Origin of the sequence: Paraburkholderia sp. J76 (assembly GCF_905220295.1) — a bacterium.
GTDB lineage: Bacteria > Pseudomonadota > Gammaproteobacteria > Burkholderiales > Burkholderiaceae > Paraburkholderia.
Map to the genome: position 1 here is coordinate 688,596 of NZ_CAJMZJ010000001.1, position 25,201 is coordinate 713,796.

20 protein-coding genes are annotated in these 25,201 nt (G+C 62.7%); 15 read left to right on the forward strand and 5 right to left on the reverse strand.

Annotation, left to right across the window (positions count from 1 at the left end; translation table 11 throughout):
- Position 1 precedes the first annotated feature (1 nt).
- The 3 genes from U5768_RS03130 to tssC all read right to left on the reverse strand — a co-directional run bounded on the left by U5768_RS03130 (position 2) and on the right by tssC (position 6,351).
- Positions 2-2,191 carry an effector protein Tle3 domain-containing protein gene (locus U5768_RS03130; RefSeq protein ID WP_322028905.1) on the reverse strand — a complete coding sequence of 730 codons (2,190 nt, stop codon included), beginning with the start codon at positions 2,189-2,191 and terminating at the stop codon, positions 2-4.
- The gene (locus tag U5768_RS03135) at positions 2,184-4,679 is read right to left on the reverse strand and encodes a type VI secretion system tip protein VgrG (protein WP_322028906.1); all 2,496 of its coding nucleotides are present in this window, start codon (positions 4,677-4,679) and stop codon (positions 2,184-2,186) included. The genes U5768_RS03130 and U5768_RS03135 overlap by 8 nt, the downstream gene beginning before the upstream one ends.
- Positions 4,680-4,800: 121 nt before the next feature.
- Positions 4,801-6,351: a type VI secretion system contractile sheath large subunit gene (tssC, locus tag U5768_RS03140; protein WP_322028907.1), complete on the reverse strand. Its 1,551-nt coding sequence runs from the start codon at positions 6,349-6,351 to the stop codon at positions 4,801-4,803.
- Positions 6,352-7,107: 756 nt separating this feature from the next.
- Here tssC and tssK point away from each other — a divergent pair.
- Complete coding sequence (gene tssK / locus U5768_RS03145) at positions 7,108-8,469, forward strand: type VI secretion system baseplate subunit TssK (RefSeq protein ID WP_322028908.1); 1,362 nt, start codon at positions 7,108-7,110, stop codon at positions 8,467-8,469.
- Positions 8,466-9,131 carry a DotU family type IV/VI secretion system protein gene (locus U5768_RS03150; protein WP_322028909.1) on the forward strand — a complete coding sequence of 222 codons (666 nt, stop codon included), beginning with the start codon at positions 8,466-8,468 and terminating at the stop codon, positions 9,129-9,131. The genes tssK and U5768_RS03150 overlap by 4 nt, the downstream gene beginning before the upstream one ends.
- A 129-nt stretch (positions 9,132-9,260) precedes the next feature.
- Here U5768_RS03150 and U5768_RS03155 read toward each other — a convergent pair whose 3' ends face one another.
- Positions 9,261-10,145, reverse strand: coding sequence for a LysR family transcriptional regulator (locus U5768_RS03155; RefSeq protein ID WP_322028910.1), 885 nt, complete (start codon positions 10,143-10,145; stop codon positions 9,261-9,263).
- 129 nt (positions 10,146-10,274) lie between these two features.
- On the opposite strand from U5768_RS03155, the gene U5768_RS03160 reads away from it, so the two are divergent.
- From U5768_RS03160 to U5768_RS03185, 6 genes are read left to right on the forward strand one after another with little or no spacing between them, the layout of a single operon-like run.
- Positions 10,275-11,801 (forward strand): ABC transporter substrate-binding protein, encoded by a 1,527-nt coding sequence (locus U5768_RS03160; protein WP_322028911.1) that lies wholly within the window; start codon positions 10,275-10,277, stop codon positions 11,799-11,801.
- 43 nt (positions 11,802-11,844) lie between these two features.
- Entirely contained in the window at positions 11,845-12,786 is a 942-nt protein-coding gene (locus U5768_RS03165; RefSeq protein WP_322028912.1) for an ABC transporter permease, read from the forward strand.
- Entirely contained in the window at positions 12,783-13,622 is an 840-nt protein-coding gene (locus tag U5768_RS03170) for an ABC transporter permease (protein WP_322028913.1), read from the forward strand. Before U5768_RS03165 ends, U5768_RS03170 begins: the two co-directional genes overlap by 4 nt.
- A 14-nt stretch (positions 13,623-13,636) precedes the next feature.
- A complete protein-coding gene (locus tag U5768_RS03175) occupies positions 13,637-14,617 on the forward strand; it encodes an ABC transporter ATP-binding protein (RefSeq protein WP_322028914.1) in 981 nt (326 codons plus the stop codon).
- On the forward strand, positions 14,614-15,690 hold the full coding sequence (locus U5768_RS03180; RefSeq protein WP_322028915.1) for an oligopeptide/dipeptide ABC transporter ATP-binding protein: 1,077 nt from the start codon (positions 14,614-14,616) through the stop codon (positions 15,688-15,690). The genes U5768_RS03175 and U5768_RS03180 overlap by 4 nt, the downstream gene beginning before the upstream one ends.
- A gap of 8 nt (positions 15,691-15,698) precedes the next feature.
- Positions 15,699-16,658: a serine hydrolase gene (locus U5768_RS03185; protein ID WP_322028916.1), complete on the forward strand. Its 960-nt coding sequence runs from the start codon at positions 15,699-15,701 to the stop codon at positions 16,656-16,658.
- 9 nt (positions 16,659-16,667) lie between these two features.
- Here U5768_RS03185 and U5768_RS03190 read toward each other — a convergent pair whose 3' ends face one another.
- Complete coding sequence (locus tag U5768_RS03190) at positions 16,668-18,092, reverse strand: PLP-dependent aminotransferase family protein (RefSeq protein ID WP_322028917.1); 1,425 nt, start codon at positions 18,090-18,092, stop codon at positions 16,668-16,670.
- Between the two features lie 201 nt (positions 18,093-18,293).
- Here U5768_RS03190 and U5768_RS03195 point away from each other — a divergent pair, with 201 nt between their 5' ends.
- From U5768_RS03195 to U5768_RS03225, 7 genes are all read left to right on the forward strand, one after another.
- Positions 18,294-19,700 (forward strand): APC family permease, encoded by a 1,407-nt coding sequence (locus U5768_RS03195; RefSeq protein WP_322028918.1) that lies wholly within the window; start codon positions 18,294-18,296, stop codon positions 19,698-19,700.
- Between the two features lie 2 nt (positions 19,701-19,702).
- Entirely contained in the window at positions 19,703-20,752 is a 1,050-nt protein-coding gene (locus U5768_RS03200) for a flavin reductase family protein (protein ID WP_322028919.1), read from the forward strand.
- Positions 20,749-21,438: a M24 family metallopeptidase gene (locus tag U5768_RS03205; RefSeq protein ID WP_322028920.1), complete on the forward strand. Its 690-nt coding sequence runs from the start codon at positions 20,749-20,751 to the stop codon at positions 21,436-21,438. Before U5768_RS03200 ends, U5768_RS03205 begins: the two co-directional genes overlap by 4 nt.
- Before the next feature lie 217 nt (positions 21,439-21,655).
- The gene (locus U5768_RS03210) at positions 21,656-22,279 is read left to right on the forward strand and encodes a sigma-70 family RNA polymerase sigma factor (protein WP_322028921.1); all 624 of its coding nucleotides are present in this window, start codon (positions 21,656-21,658) and stop codon (positions 22,277-22,279) included.
- The gene (locus U5768_RS03215; RefSeq protein WP_322028922.1) at positions 22,276-23,019 is read left to right on the forward strand and encodes an anti-sigma factor domain-containing protein; all 744 of its coding nucleotides are present in this window, start codon (positions 22,276-22,278) and stop codon (positions 23,017-23,019) included. The genes U5768_RS03210 and U5768_RS03215 overlap by 4 nt, the downstream gene beginning before the upstream one ends.
- Positions 23,020-23,157: 138 nt before the next feature.
- Entirely contained in the window at positions 23,158-24,021 is an 864-nt protein-coding gene (locus tag U5768_RS03220) for a DUF1295 domain-containing protein (RefSeq protein ID WP_322028923.1), read from the forward strand.
- The gene (locus tag U5768_RS03225; protein WP_322028924.1) at positions 24,018-25,151 is read left to right on the forward strand and encodes an SAM-dependent methyltransferase; all 1,134 of its coding nucleotides are present in this window, start codon (positions 24,018-24,020) and stop codon (positions 25,149-25,151) included. The genes U5768_RS03220 and U5768_RS03225 overlap by 4 nt, the downstream gene beginning before the upstream one ends.
- Positions 25,152-25,201: the final 50 nt, after the last annotated feature.

The following is a 25,201-nucleotide window of genomic DNA, read 5'->3' on the forward strand; positions in this document are numbered from 1 at the left end:
ATCAAGTCTTCAGGTCAGGTTCCGGTAGAGACCAGGGCCTCATGGGATCCACAGGCGATCTTGACGCAGCGAGCACGGCAACTGGTGCGAGCGCGGAGAGAGGCGCCATTGTCAGCAATGCCTTAGCCGTCTTAAAACCTCCTGAAGGGGCGACGTGGCTTTCAACGCCAGATGGTAGCGAAGGCTTATTCATCTGCGGCTTTATTGCGTCCGGCAGGATTCCATCCGTGAAATACTTCCTCGCACCGAGGTCCTCGTTACTTTTGCTTCGCCAATCGGCACGATGAATCAATTTCCACCACATAGTTTCATTGTCAAATGCAACCGATAGACCAATCGCCAAATCGTAGGCCATGCACTTCTGAACTGTTTCGGCACTCAACGTAATAGCGGAATGCTGACTCCATTCGGCAGGCATTTGAGCAAGACGATTCAAAGCCTCATCGTTCGATTCAGATCGCAGTACTATAAGCTGACTCGACGATGAAACATTTGCCGACCGGGATAGACGCCAGGCCGTACGAACGAGGTTAGCATAAGGATATCTTGCTGCCAGCAACTGAGTCTTCGCCGCATTCAGATCGTAAAGTTGACCACCATACATCCCGATTGCTGACGCGCCTGGCCCAGGCGCTTCTGTTTCCGCCCCGGTTGCAACATCAACTAGTCGCAGCACATCTTTCCTCGCGCCATCCGCTAATGCAGTTCCTGCCAAATGCTCGCCAAGCTTGTCGCCAGTATCCTTACCATCTCTGAGCGTGTGAAAAGTATACGTTTCAGGTAGCTTGGGCCCGTTAATCTTTCGCTTTTCACCCGCGTGATCGATGATACCCGCGAGAGGAGTTTTGCCAATCGGGCTCATTAGCATACCCGGCAAACCGGTAGTGGCCTCCAAGGCTAATCGAGCTTTGCTTTTCCCGCCTAGAACAAACTCTTCATCGCCAGTGCCGACAACATGGCCATCTGAGAATACGCGCTGGTAGAAACTTGGACCGAGCGTGTCGAACGTTTCTTGGTCTACACCCTGCCACCCAATCCCTTGAATATTAGGTAACGACACGACAGTGTCCTGCGGGCAAAAGTAGTTGTAGACGCAGCCCGTACTACTACGAGAATTCTCAGGCTTGGACCACGCATCTGCTGAAGCAATGCCCTTTTTTACGATATCTGCGGGACCCAGCGGTTTCGGTGGTGGCTGCGTGTGCATTAGCCTGGTGAAATTAGCCAGCGTGTTCTTTCGTGCTTCGGTGCTCTGATGCAATCCAGGCATCCCCAACTCGGCTTCGGTGGGATAGAGCCCGTATGGTGAATTGCACATGATCAGACAATCCACAGGGCGCACGCCCGCGTCCATCACCATGAAATTTGCCAACATCGATATTTCAGTGCCCTGGCTATGAGCAATAATATTAATCGTATCGGATGCGGTGCTCTTGTCAGTTCGAATCAGAAGAATAAGATCCGCCAAGCGTCGCGCTGCGTGAACGTAATAAATCCGGTGTGGATTATCATGCAGTCGAGCCGCAGGATCGCGTTGCTTTAGTGCGCCGGCTCCGTAGATGGCACCGCTTGGACCCGGACCCCACATATCAACCAGATTCGTCGTCGCATTGGGGAATGGCCCACCGTCTTTAGCCTTAGCCGCATTTAGCCAGTTGCCGAGATTGTCACCATACTGATCGGTCGACGGATTTGGGCCGAGAAAATACGCGTTATACGGAAGGTTCGGATCATGGTAGCCGGCCTTTAGGTCGCTGGCATAGCGCTGTTGCTCCTTCCTGTAGTTATCAACGTCCACGGGGCGGTAACCCCAATGAAACGGAATAACGGGCGAACGTCCTTCCCTGCAGATAGTCATGCCCTGCTCGCGGGCAACTGTGGGATGCTGTGTTGAAGCATCGAGCTCAGGTAATGATGACTCGGATAGTGGCTTCCACGGAGCCCACTCGTGCGCGTAGAGATCGTCTCGTCCAAGACGGGCGTTCAACCCTTTACAGATGAATTCGTCCACGACCGGGAAGAACTGACCGTCATCGTTAACGCCGTGAATCGCGATAACCGTACACGGCATTGGCGGCTTAACCGGTACCTTACAGGTGAGCATTGCACCGCTGCCAGCCGGCATAGGCATTGCCTGCTGACCTTGCTTCGAGTTCCGCAACGTGCTATTTGCTGTATTAGTGTCACTCATGGCTGGCTCCAAGTGGCTCAATTCGAAGATTCTCGATGTCATTGCGATCGAAAAGCTGGCTCATGCCCTTGTCATCGGTGACACCTTCAGTTGTCGTACCATCAGGGAAATGGAGACGAAAGCGCTGTCCAGAAATCGGCGTATTGGGATTGCCTTCGGGATGGAGGAAGAACTTTCGTGCAAAGCTGCCTTGCTGAAAGCTCGGCATCGCGCTTGAAACACTCGCTGCGCCTGCTTTTGAAATGGAGGGGGTCTTGACTGTCAAGTTGCTGGTGCCGCCGACTTCCGGCACACTGCCGGCTACCTTGTAGTAAGCGCCCCCACCGCTAGACATCAGCACCTGATCTTGACCGGCGAGAATGACTCGTTTTCCCTTGATGATCACGTCACCGCTTGCAGTCATCTCGATGGGCCCACCTTGCGCTTGGATCTGGATCTTGCCCTTGATAGCAAACAGCAAAATGCCAATTTTCTGCGCAACGACCGAAACGACTTCACCCGCACCGATGATGAACTTCTTCGCAATGCTAAATTCGGCATTTCCGCCGGCGGTTGAAGTGAGATGACGGCCGCTCGAGAATTGAATGTCTTCCGGTGTTGCGCCAACAATCCCATGCGGGGCGGACAGCATGATGATTGACTGTTTCAACTCCTTGTAGGCATTTTCGAGTCGTGCCTGCTGAGACTTGACGTCTACGAGCTCGGCCTGCGCCGCTTCGGCAATCGCGCGGAGTGTGGTTGCGTCATCAAGAGCCGCTTGTAGCTGCTTCATGGCTTCGCGGTTATCAAGCTGATGTCCGTTCGCACGCGTTTGCTCATCACCGGAGATCAGTACGCCCTTACCACCACGAATGGCTGCATGATCGTCAGTCCGAAACTCAGCACCGCTGCCGCGCTTTTCGCGACCGGAGTCAACCATATTCCCAAGATTCAGTTGGGCCTTGCCGCCGCCTTCGGTCGCAAGCTTGACGTGCTCCTCCCCCTCAAAATCCTCCATCTGAAGGGTATTATTCGACTGCGTATGAATGACGTTGCGAGTCATCCAGCGATCGTCGCTCGTGATGACGTCGGGGTTCAAGCTGTCGTGCATGATGTGCGCGACATACGGGAAATCAGGATTGCCGTTTTCGAAGGCGACCTCGACGCCCGCCCCGTCAAGATTCGGGAAATGCAGGCCGGTATTTTTAGCGCCGGCAAAGGGCTTCGCGACCCGCATCCAACAGCTCGTCAACCCCGGCGTGCGCTCATCGCGGTCGAAGTCGAACGCGACCATCACATGGCCGTCCTTGTTGACGTAGGCGTACTTGTAGCGGTCCGGCGACGTGATGCGTCCGCTGACGGTTCCGTGGATTTTGGGCCACGTGCCCTCCAGCAAGGCCATACGGTAAATCAGGTGTGACGGAATCGCGGTATAGGTGTTGCGATATGGCTTCTTTCGCGATCCGCTGTGTTCAACGCGCGTGACCAACTGCCCATACTCGGCGTCCGGCAACGCTCGATTGGTGAACCTGAAAACACGACCAGGCGCGACACACAACACGTTGCCCGTGCCCGTATAGACAATCTTTTCGCACAGCAGCGCTTCGTGCCGCAGTTGGGCTTCCCACTCAGCCTGATCATCGCTCAGATGTCCCGCAGCCCAGACATCGGGCGTGCCCCAGGTCGTCTTGTCATCGGGTGCAGCGTTGGCTTCCCCATCAATAGGTTGAGGTGCCTGGCGATGGTTGTAATGCCGTACGGTCACGGCCTGTGCAATCGTCTTCGTCCGGGTTTCGAATTCTTCAACCGACTCTGCGCCTGTGCTTTCGAGACCCGAGGCCGGCCTGAAAGGTGCGACGAAGGCCTCGCTGCGCTCGTAGTGCGTGAAGTCATCACCGAAGTGCGTCACTTCCCCGTATTCGCCCTGACGGATCACGAACCAGATGCCAGACCGGCGCGCGAGACGGGTGATGAACCCGAGGTCCGTCTCGTTCCATTGCATCACAAAGTCACGCTTCGGGTACTCGCGGCGAAGCGTAAATTCGAAGTCGCTTGTACCCGCGCCGAGACCGTGCTCGCGAAGTATCGTTTCGGCAATTTCAGGGTCCGTTTGCCCCAGGAAAATGCGGCAGCGTTTGACGTTCCTCAGCAGCGCAATACGCGATTCGAGGATGACCTCGTAGGTTGTCTCGTCCCTGCTGCTGGAAAGCTGGTTGAAGCCTGTGATGACACCTTGAATCTGCTTGCCGGGACCCGCGGGTAGCGCCACCCCCGCCAGGGTCCGCGGCCGGATCGGAAAGACAGCGGTCTTCGTCAGGATATCTTCCACAGGCAGATCCGCAGTCCTGTGGGTTAGCTTGATCCGGAAGCGGGTAGGCACGCCCGCCTCCTCGACGCCGTCAAAATCCACGACGTCGAAACCCGGCGCGCTCTTGCTGCCGGGAATATCAACATGATAGGCCTGCAGGCCGTCCCTTCTCAGGGCTCCAATCGCTTCGTTGACACCCACCTTCAACCCTCCCGGGGAAACCCGCCGCCCAGCGCACCGGACGATATTTCCGCCGGTGCGCCGTAGCTGGCAATTGACTAGGCGACGCCGGCGCGCGGGAACGTCCGCCGGCAACCGATCTTTAGTTCTTGGCCTTGGGCATCTGCGACACCAGCGACAAGCCGATGTCCATACCCTCGATCTGGAAGTGCGGGATGATGAAGAGCTTGACGCGGAAGAAGCCCGGGTTGTCCTCTATATCCTCGACTGTGACCTTGGCATCGCGCAACGGGTGCGAAGCCTGCAACTCGTCGCCAGGGTCTTTCATCTCGGTCACGAGACCCTTGATCCAGTTGTTGAGTTCAAGCTCGAGCACGCGCCGGTCCTTGGTCGTGCCGATGTTCTCGCGCTGGATGAGCTTCAGGTAGTGTGCGATGCGCGAAACCAGGAAGATGTACGGCAGACGCGCGTTGATGCGGCTGTTGGCCATGGCCTCCCTGGTCTCGTACAGCGCGGGCTTCTGGGCCGAATTGGCAGAGAAGAAGCACGCGAAGTCGTGGTTCTTGTAGAACGACAGCGGGATGAAGCCGAGATTGGCGAACTCGAACTCGCGCGTCTCCGGAATCAGGACTTCGGTCGGGATCTTGGGCTGCACGCCAGTGCCAAGATCGTACAGGTGGACCGGCAGGTCTTCGACCTTGCCACCCGCCTGCGGGCCACGCACCTGGACACACCAGCCGTTATTCATGAAGCTTCGGGCCATGTTTGCGGAGAAGACAAACGCAGCGTTGACCCACAGATACTTTTCGTGGTCCAGGCCCTTGACGTCTTCCTGGTAGTTGAAGCTGAGAACCGGCGTCGTGTCGGGGCCATACGGCAGACGGCCGAGCACGCGGGGCATCGTCAGGCCGATGTAGCGCGCGTCATCGGTATCGCGGAAGCTCTTCCACTTGATGTACTCGGCGCGATCGAAGTAGTTGCCGATGTCCTGGATGGCGGCCACTTCTTCCATGGTCTGCTTGCCAAAGAACTTCGGACCAACCGAACCGATGAACGGCATGTGCGCGGCTGCCACCACCTTCGAGATGTTGCGAAGGAGCGCAATATCCTGCGGCGAGTTCGTGAACTCGTAGTCGGCGATCATCGCACTGATCGGCTGGCCGCCTGGCGTGTCGTACTCGTCGATATAGGTGTGACGGTAGAGACCACTCTGGATGATTTCGGCGCAGTCCTCGAAATCGCGCAGCAGGTCTTCCTTCGACAGATCGAGCATTTCGACGCGCACATTGCGGCGGAAATCGATGCGATCGATGTTGAACTTCACGCCGCGCCAGCGCGACTCGAGCGCCTGAAACTCAGGATGATGCATCACCGCGTCGAGCTGCCGGCTGATCTGCTCGTCAAGCTGGCCGATATGGAAATCGAGGAGTGACTTGTCCAGTCGCTCAACGGGCTTGTCGCCCATGCCCACCAGTTCAAGGAACGCGCTCATGGCACGCGCAATACGCTCGCTTGCCGACGACTCCGAAAGCAGGTCGCTGTTCTGGAATGCTTCGAGCGGCCGCGCCTCGCGGACCGGTTCAAGGTTGATCCTTTCGCACAACGCCTGATAGACGCTGCTCTGCTCTGCTTCGGGAACATGCAGCACGACGCTTCCGCGCGCGCCGGCCTGCTGGGATTCGTTCTGTGGCATGTGATGTCCTGTCGGCCGCTTTACGGCCAGAGAGATTCTGGATGCGGTGAAGGCCTGTTTAGCCTTTCTCTCAGGCATGACCTTCCGGACGCATTGCAGCGGTCGCGATCTGCGACAGTTCATCGCGCAGACTTGCCGACAATGACGAATCCTTCAGATTCCCATAAGTGGTCGCTCAAACCCACCGTGGCTGGTGCCCGTCCGGCAGGCGCAGCAGGTGCCTGACCATCCCCGGCTATCAGGTACTGCGTGCCATTAGGATTCCTACATGCTCCAGATAATTCATCTCAGGCAGGCAAGATTGTTCACTCGCTATATCCGGGTTGCATTAGAACCCTTATTTCTCAGTTCGTCAAAGGGGATTTGTCGTAATTGGGTTTGAAGGCACTCGGACTTAATCTCAGATATCTTTATTTATTATCAAATACGGAGTTCTCTGATTGACTTTTCTTCCGACGCTGTGCAAAAAGCGCGATTACATGAAAGCAGCGGTATCAGTTCGACGACAAGGCCATACCTTGTTGACTCATATCATAATTTTCATAGAAAACCCAATACGCATCAGTGGATGTGTGATTGCAATGCCTGCGCATTCGATTATTTTGAGATATGTCGTCAGCCGAAACGCGCTTGATAAGGATCTTCTTCATTCTCGATATGTATGCGTGTAACATTAATCGCTGGACGACATGCAAGCGCGTGTGTTTAAAATCCGCCACCTGATGTTCTGTAAAACTTCATTGCATTGGTAAGAATATGCGGACATTCAAACCGCTCTGGCAAGAGGGCCTTGTACTCTCGCCGCATCACTTCCAGCAGTTGGGGCGCTGGTGGGAATTTACCCAGCAACAGTTCGCCCCGCTCGCCGTCGCCGAACCGTGGGGTGTACTGAACGTTGGCGTGGACGAGGAGCTATTGGTCAACGGGCGCGCAAAGCTCACCGCCCTCAAGATGCGCTTCTCCGATGGCACGCCCATCGACACGTCGATTGCTGACGTGCTACCGCCGGCCCGCGATCTCGGACGCGACGTTGGGCCAGACGTTCAGAGCGTGATTGTGTACGTCGGCCTCCCATTGCTCGACGCGGTCGGCAACAACTGCCGCGTTGAAGGGGAAACGGCCTCGCGCCCGCGCCGCTATTACCGCGAATACGCGCAGGTGCCTGACCTGCACGGCACGACGGACGCAGAACTTGCTGTCGAGCGCCACGCGCTCCAGTTGCTCTTCGATTTCGAATCTCACGCGGACTATCTGGTCTGTCCGATCTTCCGGCTTGTTCGCGGTCAGCGTGGCGTATTCGAGGTCGATCATAACTGGGTGCCGCCCTGCCTCGCGCTCTCCGGTCATCCGCGCCACGAGGAACGGGTTTCCCGCATCGCCGACATCCTCGAGGCCAAAAGCATTGCACTGGCCGCGCGCCGCAGCGAGCGCATCGATAACGTTGCCGAGTTTGGCGTGGCGGACGTCTCGCTTTACTGGCTCCTCAATTGCCTGAATACGCAATGGCCTGAGTTGCGCTTTCTCGCGAGCCACCCGTACCAGCCGCCCGAGCGGCTCTATCAGAATCTCGCGCGGCTCACTGGCGCGCTGATGACCTTCTCGACGAGGGTCAATCTTGCCGAGATTCCAGCGTACGAGCATGACCGCCAGGACGAGGTCTTCTCGAAACTCGAGGACCTGATTCGAGATCTGCTTAACGCCGTCATTCCGTCGCGCGTCGTGCCAATCGGGCTGCTGAAGAAAGGCCCGACGTACTGGAGCGGACAGTTCCACGACGATCGTCTGCTCGAAGGCGCCGACTGGTACCTGTCGGTCAATGCGGCAATGCCGGCTTTCGATCTGGTCGATCGGATTCCGCGACTGTGCAAGATTGGCGCACCGGACGATGTGGCCCATATCGTCAACTCCGCGCTCCCCGGCGTGCCGCTTCGCCCGGTACAACGCGTTCCCGCTGCTATTCCCGTACGGCTTGAGAATCAGTACTTTGCGCTCGACTCGAAGGATCCGGTGTTTGCAAGGATGCTCGCTGCGCGTACGTGCCAGATCTATCTGCCGGGAGCGATTCCTGAAGCATCGCTGGAGCTCTACGCTGTACTGACGTCGGCGGGCGACAAATGACAACGAGCAGCCCGCTTCCGCTTTCCGCCCTGCTTCGTAATACTGCGCTCGAAACCTCGCAACTGGCGCAGGGCGCCGCGACGAACGACGTCGAGGACCTGCGGGCACAGTGTCGCAAGCTGACCGACGACTTTGCCGCGGCCGTGGATGCGCGCAAGGTACCTGTTGACGTCGCACGTGACGCACTCTACATGCAATGTGGCCTGCTCGACGAAATGGTGCTCGCCCATCTGCCGCTGGAAAGCCGTCAACTGTGGGAAGCGACACCGTTGCAGGTGGAGCGCTACGGCGAACACGATGCGGGAGAACAGGTGTACAGCCGCCTCGCCGTGCGCATGCGTGAAACGCCGCCCAACGTGGAACTGCTCGAGTGCTATGCCACGGTTCTCGGCCTGGGCTTCCAGGGCCGGTATGCGCGTGAAGGCGCCTCCCAGCGTGCCGCTATCATCCGCTCTCTCAATGAGCGCCTCGCGAAACTGACTCCTTCGGAGGATTCCGGGCTCATCGTCGATGCGGCGCGAACGAGCCGCTTCGACTGGTTCTACCGGCTCTCGCCGTGGGCAATCGCCGGACTCGTATGTGCAGCCGGCGCCATCGTCTTCGTGCTGATCGGGAAAGGCCTCGATCTGCAGGTCTCGCATCTGCTGGCGGCAAAAACCTGACGTTCACGGGTTCCCAGGTTTCACGGCTGCTCTTGCATGGCGGCTGCGGCGCGCCATGCCGGGGCGCTGCCATTTTTGGATCTCCATGCCTCTGCGCAACCGCAGCGCACGCTGAGAGCGGCAGCGCACTCATTTCGCATGGGAATGGGGGCGGCCCACTGCTTCCTTCAAGAGTGCCGTAAAGCCGTCATAGAAGCCGCGTATCACGTTGCGCTCGTGCGTGAGCACCGCAAGCGGCACCGTCATCGCCGGTCGCACCCGGCGGATGTGCAGGCCTTCGCGCTGCATGCTGCGCGCCGTGAGTTCGTCGACGATCGTCGCGCCACAGCCCTCCGCCGCCATTGCGCACGCCACGTAGTAGGTTTGCACTTCGATCTGCGGCTTCGGCTTCACGCCGAGCTGCGCGAAGCGCCCCGCGATGATGCGGCCGATGCTGTCGTTGGCCACGATACCGATCAGTTCCTCGCCATACAGCGACTCCAGCGCGAGATCTCCGCCCGCCTGCGGCCCCAGATACACCAGCTCGCATTCGCCGAGCGGCTGTGAACGCAGATCCGGAAAGGTCTCCTCGCCATAAATTACCGCAAGATCGAGCTGACGGCTGCGCAGTCCTGAAACCAGCGCGTCGAGGTGATTGGTCTCGATCTCGCAGGTCACGGAAGGATAGCGTTCGCGAAACGCGCGTATCACACGCGGCAGGATCGAAAGTCCCATGCTGGGCAGGCAGCCCACATGCAGCCGCCCTTCGGGATAGCGCCGCAGATTCACGGCGAGCGCCTTGAGCTGGTCGAGGCCCTGGTGCAGCCGGTCCACTTCGACGTAAAGAATATCGGCCTCGACGGTGGGATAGAGGCGCCCCTTCACGCGCTCGAACAACCTGAAGCCCAGCGTGCGTTCGGCGTGCTGCAACACCTTGCTCGCGGCCGGCTGCGTGACGCCCAGCAGCTTCGCGGCCTGGCTGATCGAGCCGGTCTGCCGGATCGCGTGGAACACCTCGATATGGCGCAGGCGCATGGCGCATTCCCCTCTCGTTGATCCCGCAACATATAACACAAGGTTATGCATTGGGGTGATCTTGTGATTTGACGCCAAAATTTGTCCCTTCGACACTCAGGCCATACGTACCCACTCATGGAGAGGCCTGTGCCCGTCACGAACCGTACTTCTCTCGTCTTGAAGTCGAGCCTTGCCGGATTCGCGCTCGTGTCGTCGCTGTACGCGCACGACGGCAGCGCCGCGACGCTGCGCCTCGGCGTGCGCGCCGACGCGCTTACGCTCGACCCCATTGCTTCGAGCGACAACCCATCCATCTGGACCGAGCTGCTGATCTACGACCAGCTCGTGCGCCCGAGCCGCGACGGCAAGCGGCTCGAACCCGGCGTGGCCGAGTCGTGGACCGTCTCGCCCGACGGCAAGGAATTCCGCTTCAAACTGCGCAGCGACGCGCGCTTTTCCGACGGCCAGCCCGTGACGGCCGCCGACGTGGTGTATTCGCTCAAGCGCGCGGCCGGGGAAAAATCGTCGTGGGCCGGCTTCTTCAAGCCGATCACGAGCTACAGCGCCGTGGACGACCACACGGTGGTGATGAAGCTCGACAAGCCCTTCACTCCGATGCTCAACAACCTCGCCATGTTCAGCGCCTCGATCCTGCCGCAGAAGCTCGTGGAGCAGCAAGGTCAGGCGTTTTTCGATCATCCCGTTGGTTCGGGGCCGTTCGTGCTCAAGAGCTGGGCGCGCGGCCAGCGCCAGGTGTTCGAGAAGAACCCGTACTACTGGGAAAAGGGCAAGCCCTCCGTGGATGGCGCGAGCGTCGAGATCGTGCCCGAGGACAACGCGCGCGTGCTGAAGCTGAAGGCGGGAGAGCTTGATGCCATCGTCGGCATTCCGTATAACCAGGTCGACGGTCTCAAGCGGGACGCGAATATCGCCGTCCAGAGCGCGCCCGTGTTCCGCATCGACCTCGTGCAACTGAATACGACGAAGCCGCCGTTCGGCGACCCGCGCGTACGCGAGGCGCTCAACCTCGCGGTGGACAAGAGCGGCATCATCAAGGGCATTCTGCGCGGTAATGGGCGCGCGGCCACATCGTCGCTGCCGGTGATGGCGTACAACAACGCGGAGTTGCAGCCCTGGCCACACGATGTCGCGAAGGCAAAGGCGCTGCTAGCGCAGGCCAATCTCGCCAACGGCTTCAAGACCTCGATGCTCGTGCCCGGCGGCGACACCGTGGCGCGCCAGGTGGCGAGCGCCTTGCAGGCCGAGCTGGCACAGATTGGCGTACAGGTCGACTTGCAGACCATCGAGGCGAGCACGCAGTTCAGCACGACCAAGGCCGGCAACTATGAAATGTCGCTCAGCTATGCGACGAGCGACACCATCGACCCCGATCAGCTCACGGGCTTCACTGCGGTCAATCCTGAGCGCGCGAACGCGTTTCATACGCAATGGAAGGACGAGCGCGTGAACGAACTCTATGCGCAGGAGCGCGTGACGCCCGACGGCGAGGCGCGCGGCAAGATGTTCAAGGAGATCGAGCAGCGCGTGCACGACGGCGCGCCGTTCGTCTTCCTCTACACGCCCACCGAGCCCTACGCATACCGCCGCAACGTGACGGGATTCGAGGTGCTGCCGACCTCGAACTATTCGCTCAAGAATGTTGTGATGCACTGATGCGCCGCATGCGGCCACGGTCGTTACTCCAGCGGGAAACCTCATGAAACTCGTCGCATTCTGCGTGTCGCGTGTGATACAGCTAGTGCCGGTGCTGCTTGGCATCACGGTGATCGCGTTCCTGCTGTTGCGCGCGCTGCCCGGCGACCCCGCCACGCTGATGCTGGGCAGCCGCGGCACCGCGGCCGACATTGCCTCCCTCACCGCGCAACTGGGCCTCGACCGGCCGCTGTGGCAGCAGTATCTGCAGTTTCTCGCGGATCTCCTGCGCGGCAGCTTCGGCCAGTCGATTGCCTATCGCAGCGCCGTCGCACCTCTCATCCTCGCGCGGCTCGGGCCTACGCTCGCACTCGTGAGCGTGAGCACGCTGATGGCGCTCGCGCTCACCGTGCCGCTCGCGATGCTCACAGCGCTCAAGCGCGGCAGTGCGTTCGATCATGGCGTGAAGCTCGTGTTCGTGGTCGCGCTCTCCATGCCGCCTTTCTGGCTCGGCATTCTGCTCGTGCTGCTGTTCTCGATCCAGTGGCCGCTGTTTCCCGTATCGGGCTATGGCGAAGGCTGGCTGAGCCACCTCTGGCACCTCGTGCTGCCCGCCATCGTGATCGCGCTCGGCACCGCGGCGCTCACCATCAAGTCGCTGCGCAGTTCGGTGATTGCCGTGCTCGGCGCGGATTTCGTCGACACGGCGCGCGCCAAAGGCCTGCGCAACGCCACCGTGCTCTGGAAACACGTGTTCCGCAATTCGCTCATGTCGACGATCTCGGTGCTCGCCGTGCACACGAGCTGGGTGATCGGCGGCACCGTCGTGATCGAAACCGTGTTCGGCATTCCGGGCCTGGGCTCGCTGCTCGTTTCCTCGATCGGTACGCGCGACTATCCGATGGTGCAGGGCCTGACCGTCGTGTTCGCGGTGCTGGTGGTCATCATCAATCTGCTGGCGGACGTCGCGTACTCGCTGATCGATCCGCGCGTGAGCCTGTCATGATGCTCGCCGCTACCTTCCGGTTGGCACGGCGCGCCACGCGCGGCCACAGCTTGCAAGTGGGTCTAGCCATGCTGGCCGTGCTCGTGCTCGCGGCGCTGTTCGGTCCCTCGCTCGTGGCGCATGACCCGCTCGCCGTCGATCTCGGCCAGTCGCTGCAGGCGCCCGGCGCGGGCAGTCTGCTCGGTACCGACGAGCTTGGTCGCGACGTCCTCGCGCGCGTGCTGGTGGCGCTGCGCACAGATCTCGTGGTCGTGGCGATTTGCGTGGCGCTGCCCTTCGTGATCGGCACGGCGATCGGCCTCGTATCGGGCTACTTCGGCGGCTGGGTCGATCGCGTGATCATGCGGCTCGTCGATATTCTCTGGGCGTTTCCGTTCTATGTACTCGTCATCAGCATCGTGGGCGCGCTCGGGCCTGGCACGGGGAACATGTACCTGGCGTTCTCGCTCGTGGTGTGGATCTCGTTCGCGCGCATCGTGCGCGGCGAGGTGCTGCTCGTGCGCCGCCTCGAATACACGCAGGCCGTGCGCGTGCTCGGCTACAGTCACGCGCGCATCATGCTGCGCCACGTGCTGCCCAACGTGATTACGCCCGCCATCGTGTTCATGATGTCCGATGTAGTCCTGACGATTCTCGCCGTCACGTCACTCGGTTTTCTCGGACTCGGCATCCAGCCGCCCACGCCCGAGCTTGGCATCATGATTTCGGAAGGCCGCACCTTCATTCAGGACGGCTGGTGGATTTCCGTGTTCCCCGGGCTTGCGATCGTCTATATCGGCATGACGTTCACGCTGATCGGCGACGGGCTCGACGACCTGCTGAGGCCCAAGCGATGACGCCCCAGACCACGATGACCGAACCACCGCTGCTGGAGGTGCGCGACCTGCGCGTGAGCTTCGGCGACGCGCAGCGCACGGTCGCCGCCGTGGACGGCGTGAGCTTCAGCGTGCGGCCCGGCGAGATATTCGGCCTGGTGGGCGAATCGGGCAGCGGCAAGAGTGTGACGTGCCGCTCGCTCGTGCAGCTCTTCGGCGGCGCGCGGCCGCGGCGCACGGAAGGGTCGCTGCGCTTTGGCGGGCGCGAACTGGTGGGCGCCCCGGAGCGCACGCTCGACGACGTGCGCGGCCGCGAGATCGCGATGATCTTCCAGGATCCGATGACGGCGCTCAACCCCACCATGCGCGTGGGCGCGCAGATCGAGGAAGGCCTGCGCCGCCACTGGAAGCTCACCGCGCGCCAGGCGCGCGCACAGGCCATCGACCTGCTGAAATCTGTGGGCGTGACCGCGCCCGAGCGGCGCATTCACGACTACCCGCACGCGCTGAGCGGCGGCATGCGACAGCGCGTGGTGATCGCCATCGCGCTGGCCTGCCGCCCCAAACTCCTGATCGCCGACGAGCCCACTACGGCGCTCGACGTGACGATTCAGGACCAGATTCTCAAACTCGTGGTGCAGTTGCGCGACGAAACCGGCATGGCCGTCCTCCTCGTCACGCACGATCTGGGCGTGGTCGCGCAAACCTGTGATCAGGTCGCCGTGATGTACGCGGGCCGTATCGTCGAGCGCGCCGAGACCGTCGAACTCTTTGCGCGCCCTTCGCATCCGTACACTCGCGCGCTGCTCAATGCGCTGCCCGCGCACGCGCGCCGCGCCGGGCGCCTCGAGCCCATTGCGGGTGCGCCACCCGATCTCGGCGCGCCGCCACCGGGCTGCCGGTTCCACCCGCGCTGCACGCACGCGGTGCCCGCCTGCGCGGCTGCGCAACCGCCTTTCGTGAGCGTGGCGCAGGGACATACGAGCGCCTGCATCCGCATCGAGGAAATCGCATGACCACGAGTTTTCCGTCTTCGAACGCGGCCGCGCTCGCGCCGTTGCTCGAGTGCCGCGACATCAGCGTGACGTTTCGCCAGCCGCGCGCGGCGCGCGACCTCCTGAGCGCGCGCAAGCCGCTGAAACTGCATGCGCTGCGCAACGTCTCGCTCTCCGTGAAGGCCGGCGAAATTCTCGGCGTGGTAGGCGAATCGGGCTGCGGCAAGAGCACGCTGGGCCGCACGATCGCGGGGCTGCAAACGCCCGATTCCGGCGAGCTGCGCTGGGAAGGGCGCGCGCTCGCCGCAGGCGGCGACCGCAAGGCTCGCGCGCGCAATATCCAGATGGTGTTTCAAGACCCGTACGCGTCGCTCAATCCGCGCATGACGCTCGGCCAGATGCTCGACGAAGTGCTGCTCGTGCACGGCCTCGCCGCGAGCGCCGCCGAACGCCGTGAACGCGTGGACGAACTGCTGCTCATGGTCGGCCTCGCGCCGCAACTGAAAGATCGCATGCCGCACGCGATCAGCGGCGGCCAACGCCAGCGCGTGAGCATTGCGCGTGCGCTCGCGGTCGAGCCGCGCCTGTTGATCGCCGACGAACCCGTTTCCGCGCTCGACGCCTCCGTGCAGGCGCAGATCATCAATCTGCTCGAAGACCTGCGCGCAAAGCTCGGAATCGCGATCCTGTTCGTGGCGCACGACCTGAATGTCGTGCGCCATATCAGCGACCGCGTGACGGTGATGTATCTGGGCGAAGTGCTCGAATCCGCGCGCGCCGACGCGCTCTTCGAAGCGCCACGCCATCCATACACGCTTGGGCTGCTCGAAGCGATTCCGCTGCCCGACCCGACACGTCGCAAGCGCACGCCCGGCGTGACGGGCGAATTGCCCGATCCGCTCCATCCGCCCACGGGGTGCAGCTTCTCTTCGCGCTGCCCGCAGGCTGTCGACGCCTGCAAGGCCGCGCGCCCCGCGCTCGAAGCGAGCGCAGAACACAGCGAGCACGGAGGACTTCACGAAGTCCGCTGCATCCGGCCGCTTTCCTCCACCGGCGCAGCACTCGCGCCGGTCCATCTGCATCGTCCTTCCTGAACTGCCCTATGCTCTTCGAACGCACCCCTACTCTCGACGCGCTCGGTGAAGCCCTCGTGCGCGACGCCGTGCAGCGCTTTTCCGGCGCCGGACTCGCGGCGGACCGCTTCGCGCTCACGCTGCTCGTGCATCCTCAAGACAACGCCGGCAGCATAGCGCCGCTCGCGTGGCGCGGCTACGCCTGGCGCGGCGACGTGCCGTTCTACCCTTGCAGCGTCGTGAAGATATTCATCATGGCCGCCGTCGAGGCAGCGCTTGCCGAAGGCGCGCTGCGCGATTCGCCGGAGATCGAGCGAGCCATGCGCGACATGATCCGCTGGTCGAGCAACACCGCTACCAATTATCTGATCGACCACTACACGCGCACCACGGGCGACATCGAGCTGGCGCCCGACGCCATGGCGCAGTGGGCCGCCAGCCGCGACGGCATCAACGTTTGGCTCAAGTCGTTAGGACTGCCAGAGTTTTCGGGCATCAACATCGCGCAAAAGCTTATGGACGACGACCGCTATGGCCGCGAAGCCGAGTTCGTGAAATGGCGGGGTGAGAACCACCATAACCGCCTCACGTCCAACGCGGCCGCCTCGATGCTCGCGCGCATCCTTGACGGCGCGATGGTCAATCCCGCAGCCGCCGCGCGCATGGCCGAACGACTGCTGCGCCCGCGCGACGCGGCGTTCGCCGCCACGCCGGGCGCGCAGGTGCGCGGCTATCTTGCCGAGCGGTTGCCCGCCAACGTTGCGGTACGGTCGAAAGCAGGTTGGACCGGCTGGACGCGCGACCCGCTCGCGAGCTACCGCCGCCACGACGCGCTTCACGTTGCGACGCCCGAGGGCCTGCGCTATACACTCGCGGTATTCACCGAGGGCGAAGCCGTTTCCGCCAACGAAACCGTGCTACCCGGCATCGGGCAGATGGCTTTCCAGGCGCTCAGCCAGGCGTGGCGCGCTCACGGCGACGCATCATAACGGAACGCGTTATTGCGACAGAGCCGCCAGAAACGCCCGTTGCAGGCGATTTACGCCATCCGTCAACTCTTCGGCATTCAAACTGCCGAAACCTAGCCTCAGAGCGGGCAGAGAACGATGTTTCGAGGAAAAATGGCCGGCGGGCAAAAACCGAACGCCCTCGCGAGCCGCAGCGTCCTGAAGCGCGGCCATGTCGATGTCCTGCTTGCAGACCGTCCAGAGCGCGAGACCGCCAATGGGAAGCTCGAACGAGAGCTGTTCGTCGAGATGCGTCGCGAGCAGCCGTGCGAGAAAATCGCGCCGCTCGGCGTAAATCTTCATCACCTTTTTCGTATGACTGTGGATGACACCGCTGGACAGCAGATCCGCGACCGCCGCCTCGGTTGCAGGATCTCCCTGCCGGTCGATGATGGTGACTTCCCCCGCCGCGCGATCGATGAACTGTTGCGGCGCGATCAGGTAGCCAATGCGTAGCGACGGCGTAAGCAGCTTCGACATCGATCCGACATAGACGACCTTGCCTCTGCGGTCGAAGCTCGCGAGCGGCAGCATCGGCCGATGGGTGAAGTGATATTCGTGGCTGTAGTCGTCTTCGATGATCGCGAAATCGAACTGCTCGGCGAGCGCCAGCATCCGCATGCGCCGTGCCGCGGGCAGCAGAACCGTGGTGGGAAACTGATGATGCGGCGTCACGTAGACAGCGCGCACGCGCTTGCGGTAGCAGAGCTTTTCCAGTTCATCGACCTTTAGCCCCTCTTCGTCCAGCCCGACCGTGATGATTTCGGCGCCCGCTGCGCGAAACGCTTCGCGTGCCGGCGGATAGGTCAGTTCCTCGACCACGACGCAATCCCCTGGACGAATCAGCACGCGCGCAGCGACATAGATGCCCATCTGACTGCCGCGCACGATACAGATATTGTCTTCGTTCGCCGTGATCCCCCGCTCGCTGCTCAGCATGCCGAGGATCTCGCGCCGCAAGCGTAGCGTGCCGCGAGGATCGCCGTAGCCGAGCCGGTTGCGCTGCGATGCCGCGAGCAGCGCCTTGCGCCAGGCGGCGGCCAGTTCGGCCACCGGCACGAGCCGGGTGTCCGGCGCGCCGTCGTCGAACGTGAGGTAGCCGTCTTCCCCGTAAAGGCATTGAACGTCCGGGCCGCTGCCCCCCAGCCTGACACCCAGATCGCGCGCGATGCCGGAGTCCGCCGGCTTCATGGCTTCGATGCCTTTTTCCGGCAGCGCCGAGGAAACGAACGTGCCCCGTGTCTTTTCCGAGGTCAGCCAGCCTTGCGCGGAGAGTTCTTCATACGCGAGCACCACCGTTTTGCGGTTCACATCCAGTGCCTTTGCCAGTTCCCGGGAGCCTGGCAACGGCGCACCGGGCGTGAGGCGCCCACGCCGTATCTCCTGAATGATGGCCTGCACGATCTGGCGCGCCACCGGGCCACCCTCGCGCTGGATCACGATCTTCAGATCCCACGTTCTCAGCATCGTGCGCTCCTACTGGACCCATGGAAATAAAAAAACTGGAGGTTTTATCTGGCCCAGTCGCGACCATACCATCCCCTCATCGAAATGCCTATTTGCCTATTGCGACGTTTTCTACCCACAACACAGGCTGTGCATCGAAAGGGGCTGGATATGAGTCACACGCAACTACGCTCGAACTGCCTAAGCTTTGTCGAGCTTCTGGCTCAAGGCATTGCCTTGATTTCTCCCACGATGACGGCGGCGCTGATCATCCCCGTCATGTATGGAAACACCGGCGAGTGGAGCTGGCTTTCCTACGTGCTCGGCACCGTCATGCTGCTGTTCGTCGCGCTGAACCTGAACCAGTTCGCCAAGCGCTCGACCTCGTCGGGCTCCATGTACAGCTATATCTGCCGCGGCCTCGGACTCACGTCAGGCGGCATCGGCGGATGGTCGCTGATCTGGGCCTATCTCGGCATCTCGATGGCCGGCATCACCGGTTTTTCGATCTTCGCGGGCAAGCTTCTCGACATGGTCGGTCTCAGCGTCCCCTCGGTCGTGCTGTTCGCGATCTGCGGCGGTCTGGCGTTCTACCTCGCATACAAAAACGTGCAGCTCTCGGCGATGCTGATGCTGGTGCTCGAAGGCGTTTCGATGCTGCTCATTCTGGTGCTATCGGTCATCGTGCTGGCCGAACACCATTTTGTCGTCGACACCGCCCAGTTCGCGGTCTCGAAGCTTCCCTGGTCCAACGTCGGGTTGGGCGTCGTCGTCGCGATCTTCAGTCTGGTCGGCTTCGAGTGCGCCACGGCGTTCGGCGACGAAGCGCAGAATCCGCTGCGCAACATTCCGCGCGCGGTGATCTGGAGCCTCATTATCTCGGGGGGGTTCTTTGTCTTCGTGACCTACGCAATGATCATCGGCACGCGCGGCTATCACCAGTCGCTGGACCAGATCGATGCCCCGTTGAACGTGATGGCCCAGATGGCTCACGTCGGACTGCTGCAAATTCCGCTATCGGTCGGGGCGATGGTGAGCTTCTTCGCCTTGTGCCTGTCGTGTATCAACGCGGGTTCGCGAGTCATCTTCGCGATGGGCCGCCACGGCATTTTCCACGGCGCGATTGCCGGAACTCACCACAAGAATGCGACACCGCACGTTGCCGTCGCGATCATGGCAGCCATCGCGTTCGCTGTTCCGACCGCGCTCGTCCTCTGCCATCAAGCGGCGCTCGATATCTTCAACTGGGCGGGGACCATGGCCGCATTCGGGTTCCTCGTGCCTTACGTGCTCATCACGCTCAGCGCGCCGTTCTATCTCCTGCGCCTCGGTGAGCTGCGCGGCCGCGACTGGTTCCTGTGCGCATGCTCGCTGCTGCTTCTGCTCATCCCCGCCGTCGGCTCGGTCTACCCTCTTCCGCCTGCGCCGATCAAGTACTTCCCGTATGCCTATCTCGCCTACCTGGCTGCTGGAGCGCTTTGGGTCGGGTCGTTCCACAAGCGCAAGCCGCACGCGTCGCTTTCGATCCGTGAGGATCTGGAGCGCATGCATGCGCAGTTTCAACTCGGCGAGCAATGAACATGCGCGCAACCCTGCATTCCATCCGCTGGCTCTCGGACGACGTTCGGGAACTGGTCCTCAAGCCGGATGATGACTTTTACTTCCGGCCCGGGCAATACGTGGGAATTGGCCGATCCAGCGGCGCCCATCGCTGCTACTCCCTGGCGTGCGCTCCCGCGGCCGACAACTCGCTTGCGCTTCACGTTCGCCACTGGCCCGGTGGCGAGTTCTCGGACCGTGTCCTCAGCCGCGCGCGTATCGGAGACGAGTTCGATATCACGGGTCCGCTCGGGACTTTCGCGTTCCCGAGCGGCGACGGCCCTGTCGTGATGCTGGCGACGGGAACCGGCGTGGCCCCCTTCCTCGCCATGCTCGCAGCGTTCCTGCCCGCGAACCGACATCGTCGCATCACGCTCTATTGGGGTGCACGCGAACAGAAAGACTTCTACGCCACGGACGTGCTCGACGCCTGGGAGGCGACGCATGCAGGCTTCCAGTTCGTGCCGGTTCTGTCCGGCAGCCAGGCGGGCTATGTGCAGCACGCGGCAGCCCGCGCCCTGAGTGAGCCCGCGCATACGCATGTGCTCGCCTGCGGCAACCCGCGGATGATTCAGGATGCCTACGGAATTTTTGTTTCGGAAGCCGCTAATCCAGTCGCCACGTTCACCTCGGATGCGTTCGAAGCGGCATGCGACGCCGCGCACATAGCGGCCGAACCATGCGCGCCGGACTCCGCTCAGCCGGATTCCGTCCGGCTGAGCCTGGACGGCCGGTTCGTTGCCGCGAGGGTCGGTGAGTCGATCCTGAGCGCACTCAAGACCGCGGGGCTGCCCGTCATGTCGGTATGCGGCGGCAAGGCGTCGTGCGGAACCTGTCTGGTGGAACTCGAAGCCGGGTGGATACAGCGCGCCGCGCCGTGCTCCCGAACCGAGCGCGATCTTCTCGCGTGCCTCCCGGAAGCCGGTCCGTCAAGCCGGCTCGGCTGCCAGATACGCATCACCCCAGAACTCGACGGACTGGCCATGCGCCTGCCGTCGATCCATCACACAAAAAAGGAGTCGTTCGTATGAACGCAGTGCTTGAACAAGTGCAACTGGAACAGGTCGGTGCCGAATTCTCCGAAGCGCCGATGCTCATGGTGCGCGACAAGACGCGCAAGATAATCCACGAGATCGCGGCGCGCTGTCAGCCCGGCATGGTCGAGGAAGATGCGGTGGCAATCGCGAAGGAGATTCTCGCCGCTAACAAGATGCTTCGCGGCTGGCACGATGTTTATGTCCGCTTCGGCTCGAACACGACCAGAACATTCGGCGCCGATTCCGAGCCGGGCGTCGTGCTCAAGGAAAACGACATCATGTTCGTCGACATCGGCCCCGTATTCGAGAAATGGGAAGGAGATGGCGGGGACACTTTCGTCTTCGGCAACGACGCGGACATGACGCGTTGCGCCGAAGATGCGCGCAAACTTTTTCATATCGTCCGCCGAAAGTGGCTCAGCGACGCAAGCACCGGGAAGGTGCTCTACGAGTTCGCTGTCTCGCAAGCGCAGGCGATGGGATGGGAGTTGAATCTCGACCTCTCCGGCCACCGGCTCTCGGACTTTCCCCACGCAGCCATCTACGAAGGCCCGATGGCGGACGTGGACTTCTGTCCGTCGCCGCTGCTTTGGGTGCTGGAGATTCACATCCGTCATCCGAAGTTGAACTACGGCGCATTCTTTGAGGACATGCTGCTCCAGGACGCCTTCTTCGAGTAAGGAAAGTGGCCGGACTGCTCGCCGGGCGAGCGGTCCGCAGAGCTATCGTTGAAAGGGATGGGCACCCCGGCCCGAAGCGGCACCGCCGTTTCCTGTGACATCCGCCGATCATACCGCCGCCTGCCGTCCGCACCGGCACCGAGCGACCCGCTTGTAGCTGGCGATGCTATATTGGTTTGCATTCCTGCCTGTGGCCTTCATACGCCCCGTTCCCAAAATGAGCGATCCGACCGGCGCAGCCAACGACAACGATGCCGCTTCGCCGCTACGCGGCAGTTCGCGCAATGACGCGCAGGATGCCGCGCGGCGTGCGCGCCTGAGCGAGTTGCTCGAAGCGACTGCGCGTGGTGAGCAAACGGCCTTCGCCGAACTTTACCGTCTCGCGTCCGGCCATCTTTTCGCCGTGATCGTGCGCATGGTCCACGACCGCGGCGAAGCGGAGGACCTGCTTCAGGAAGTGTTTACGGCCGCCTGGCGGCGCGCCGATCTTTTCGACGCCGCGCGTGGCGGCGCGATGACCTGGCTCGTCACGCTCGCGCGCAACCGCGCCATCGACCGCCTGCGCCAGCAACGCGAGACGCAATTCGACGACACGGTCGCAGACGCGCTGCCCGACGAAGCCCCCACGCCCGCCGCGCGCGCCGAAGCCAGCGAGGACCGGCTGCGGCTCGAGCGCTGCATGCAGCAACTGGAGCCCACGCAGCGCGGCGTGATCCGCGACGCCTTTTTCAGCGGCGCGACCTACAGCGAACTGGCCGCGCGCATGAGCGTGCCGCTCGGCACGCTGAAAAGCTGGATCCGGCGCAGTCTCATGCAACTCAAAACGTGTCTAGGACAATGAGCACGCCCGCCGATCACGATCCCGATCTGCTCGGCGCCGAATATGCGCTCGGCGTCCTCGATGCGGACGAGCGCCGCGCGCTCGAACGTGCCGCCGAAGCCGATCCCGTTCTGTTCGCCTCGATCGAGCGCTGGCAGCGCCGCCTCGCGCCGCTCTCCGAGGACCTTGGCCCGCTGGCCGTGCCCGCGCGGGTATGGACGCGCATCGAGCGCGACCTCGGTTTTCAACCCGCGCGCGAGGCTCAGCGTCCGGCGGCGGTCGGGTGGTGGAACAGCTTGCGCGTATGGCGCGTGGTGGGCGTCGGCGCGAGCGCGGCAGCCATTGCACTCGCGATCGTCAACGTCGTGTCGCTGCGCGGGCCGCATGGCCCGGCGCCCGTAGCCGTCGCGCCCGCTGGCGCCTACATGGTGGCGACCCTCTCACGCCCCGACGGCGTTGCGCACTGGACCGCGACCGTCGATCTCCGGCGCGATGAAATGGTCATCGTGCCTGCTGTGAAGGCGACCGTCAGCGCCGATCGCGCAACCGAGCTATGGTTGATCCCGCCGGGCGAAAAGCCGATCGCGCTCGGCGTCTTCCCGGTCGACGCGCCCGCGCGCATGAGCCTGCCCCCCGGCATCGTCGCGCAATTGAGCGCGCGCGCGGTGCTGGCCGTTTCCATCGAACCGCCCGGCGGCTCGCCGACCGGCCAGCCAACCGGTCCGGTCGTCGCGACAGGGCCGATGCACGAGACGACCTGACACGCCGCGCCCCTGGCCCCGCGCATTCTCGTCCAACGCGCCAGCCAGTCCGTCGCCGTCAGATTTCCCGTACCGCGACTGCATCCGTTTCGGCTCCTCGCTCGTATCTCCTGGCATCAGTGTCCTCACGGAGCCCGCATGCCGGTCACTGCTGCTGCCGCATTCGCCTTTGCTGCGCTCGTCGCCGTCTTTTTCGTGGTCTGGCTCGTTCAGTTGCGCACGCGCAACGCGGGCATGATCGACCCTGTCTGGGCCTTCTCGCTCGGCGCCGTCGCCCTGTTCGCAGCGATGGCCGGCCGCGGCGCGCCGCTGAACCGCGCGGCAGTCGCGCTCGCCGGCGGCGCGTGGGGGCTGCGCCTCGGTGTGCATTTATGGCGGCGTAACCATGGCGCGCCCGAGGACCCGCGCTACGCCGCGCTGCGTAATCGGTGGGGCGACGCCGCATCGCGCCGGATCCTCGGCCTTTTCGTGCTGCAGGCGGGCGTTTCGCTCGTGCTGTCGCTTGCTTTCTTCGTGCCAGCCTGGCAGACGCAAGCGCCATCCATTGTGGCCATCGTCGCCGCGTTGGGCGTCGGCTTCGCGGCGCTCGCGGGCGAAGCCGCTGCCGACCGCCAGTTGCGGAGCCATCTCGCCGATCCCGCCAATCGCGGCCGTGTCTGCACGCGCGGCTGGTGGCGCTACTCCCGCCATCCGAACTATTTCTTCGAGTCCCTGCACTGGTGCGCCTATACCGTCTGGTCGATCGGGCAGCCGTGGGGGAGCTTGACGCTCGTGCCGCCGTGCGCGATGGCGTGGCTGCTGCTCAAGCTTTCCGGCGTGCCGCTGCTCGAAGCGCGGCTCATCCATACGCGTGCCGGCTACCGCGACTACATGGCGACGACCAGCGCCTTCATCCCCTGGCCCCCGCGGCGCGCGGCCGGTTCGAGCGCGCCCGTCACCGGCCTCCATCGAAATCACGGCCAGGACGCCCACGACCGGGACGAACCCCGCGAACGACCATGAACGTCACTGCCCCGCCTCCGCCCCCTGGCGGCGCCCCATCGCACGGCGCGCCGCTTGCCAGCGCCCATGACACGAACGCCGCGATCCGCTGGTGCGAGCGTGGCTGGCTGCCCGACTGGCTGATTCGCATGGGCATGCGCCAATTGATACGACGCCGCCTGGCCGACGAACACGCGCACGACGGCGAACGCCGCGCCGAAGCGCTCGAAACGCTGATCGCCGAATTACGGGCGAGTCCGATCGCCATCGAAACCCAGGCCGCCAACGCGCAGCACTACGAGATTCCGGGTGCGTTCTTCGCGGCGCATCTGGGGCCGCGCCTGAAGTACTCGTGCGGCTACTACCCGCGCGGCGACGAAACGCTCGCGCAAGCCGAGGAGGCCATGCTCTCGCTTTATGCCGCGCGCGCACAGATCGCCGACGGGCAACGCATCCTCGATCTCGGGTGCGGCTGGGGCGCACTCGCGCTCTGGCTCGCGCAACGCTATCCGCACGCCCAGATCGTCGGCCTGTCGAACTCGCACGGTCAACGCGCGTTCATCGAGCACCGCGCCAGCGAGTTGGGGCTCGCGAACCTGCGCATCGTGTTCGGCAATGTCGCGACGTTCGACTTCGCGCAAGGCCAGGCCGACTTCGACCGGGTGCTCTCCATCGAGATGTTCGAGCACATGAAGCACTACGGGTTGCTGCTCGCGAAGATCGCACGCTGGCTCGCCGACGACGGACAGTTGTTCGTCCACCTGTTCGCGCACCGCCTGATCGCCTATCACTTCGACGTGCGCGACGCCGGCGACTGGATGTCCCGCCACTTCTTTACGGGCGGCACGATGCCGTCCGCGAATCTGCTGCTGCGTTTCCAGGACGATTTGTGCGTGACGCGTCAATGGTGGATCGACGGCACCCACTACGCGCGCACCGCCGACCAGTGGCTCGCCGCACTCGATGCCGCGCGCGGGCACGCGCTTGCGCTTCTCGCTACAAGCGGCAACGCGCGCCTCGCGTTCCAGCGCTGGCGCATGTTCTACATGGCCGTGGCCGAGTTGTTCGGCTACAGCGGCGGACAGGAGTGGGGCGTCGCGCACTACCTGTTGCGCAAGCGCCCAGTGCCCCCCACGGAGCGGCAGGCATGAGGACTGCCCGCCGCAACCGGGACAGCCGCCTCAAGGCGCGTTGCCGCGCT

Excerpts from the sequence above, each read along its gene's own strand:
- U5768_RS03170 (WP_322028913.1), top strand. The coding sequence starts at position 12,783 with ATGATGCTCGCCGCTACCTTCCGGTTGGCACGGCGCGCCACGCGCGGC.
- U5768_RS03195 (WP_322028918.1), top strand. The coding sequence starts at position 18,294 with ATGAGTCACACGCAACTACGCTCGAACTGCCTAAGCTTTGTCGAGCTT.
- U5768_RS03150 (WP_322028909.1), top strand. The coding sequence starts at position 8,466 with ATGACAACGAGCAGCCCGCTTCCGCTTTCCGCCCTGCTTCGTAATACT.
- U5768_RS03180 (WP_322028915.1), top strand. The coding sequence starts at position 14,614 with ATGACCACGAGTTTTCCGTCTTCGAACGCGGCCGCGCTCGCGCCGTTG.
- U5768_RS03165 (WP_322028912.1), top strand. The coding sequence starts at position 11,845 with ATGAAACTCGTCGCATTCTGCGTGTCGCGTGTGATACAGCTAGTGCCG.
- U5768_RS03205 (WP_322028920.1), top strand. The coding sequence starts at position 20,749 with ATGAACGCAGTGCTTGAACAAGTGCAACTGGAACAGGTCGGTGCCGAA.
- tssC (WP_322028907.1), bottom strand. The coding sequence starts at position 6,351 with ATGCCACAGAACGAATCCCAGCAGGCCGGCGCGCGCGGAAGCGTCGTG.
- U5768_RS03155 (WP_322028910.1), bottom strand. The coding sequence starts at position 10,145 with ATGCGCCTGCGCCATATCGAGGTGTTCCACGCGATCCGGCAGACCGGC.
- U5768_RS03200 (WP_322028919.1), top strand. The coding sequence starts at position 19,703 with ATGCGCGCAACCCTGCATTCCATCCGCTGGCTCTCGGACGACGTTCGG.
- U5768_RS03130 (WP_322028905.1), bottom strand. The coding sequence starts at position 2,191 with ATGAGTGACACTAATACAGCAAATAGCACGTTGCGGAACTCGAAGCAA.
- U5768_RS03220 (WP_322028923.1), top strand. The coding sequence starts at position 23,158 with ATGCCGGTCACTGCTGCTGCCGCATTCGCCTTTGCTGCGCTCGTCGCC.
- U5768_RS03225 (WP_322028924.1), top strand. The coding sequence starts at position 24,018 with ATGAACGTCACTGCCCCGCCTCCGCCCCCTGGCGGCGCCCCATCGCAC.
- U5768_RS03175 (WP_322028914.1), top strand. The coding sequence starts at position 13,637 with ATGACCGAACCACCGCTGCTGGAGGTGCGCGACCTGCGCGTGAGCTTC.
- tssK (WP_322028908.1), top strand. The coding sequence starts at position 7,108 with ATGCGGACATTCAAACCGCTCTGGCAAGAGGGCCTTGTACTCTCGCCG.
- U5768_RS03215 (WP_322028922.1), top strand. The coding sequence starts at position 22,276 with ATGAGCACGCCCGCCGATCACGATCCCGATCTGCTCGGCGCCGAATAT.
- U5768_RS03185 (WP_322028916.1), top strand. The coding sequence starts at position 15,699 with ATGCTCTTCGAACGCACCCCTACTCTCGACGCGCTCGGTGAAGCCCTC.
- U5768_RS03210 (WP_322028921.1), top strand. The coding sequence starts at position 21,656 with ATGAGCGATCCGACCGGCGCAGCCAACGACAACGATGCCGCTTCGCCG.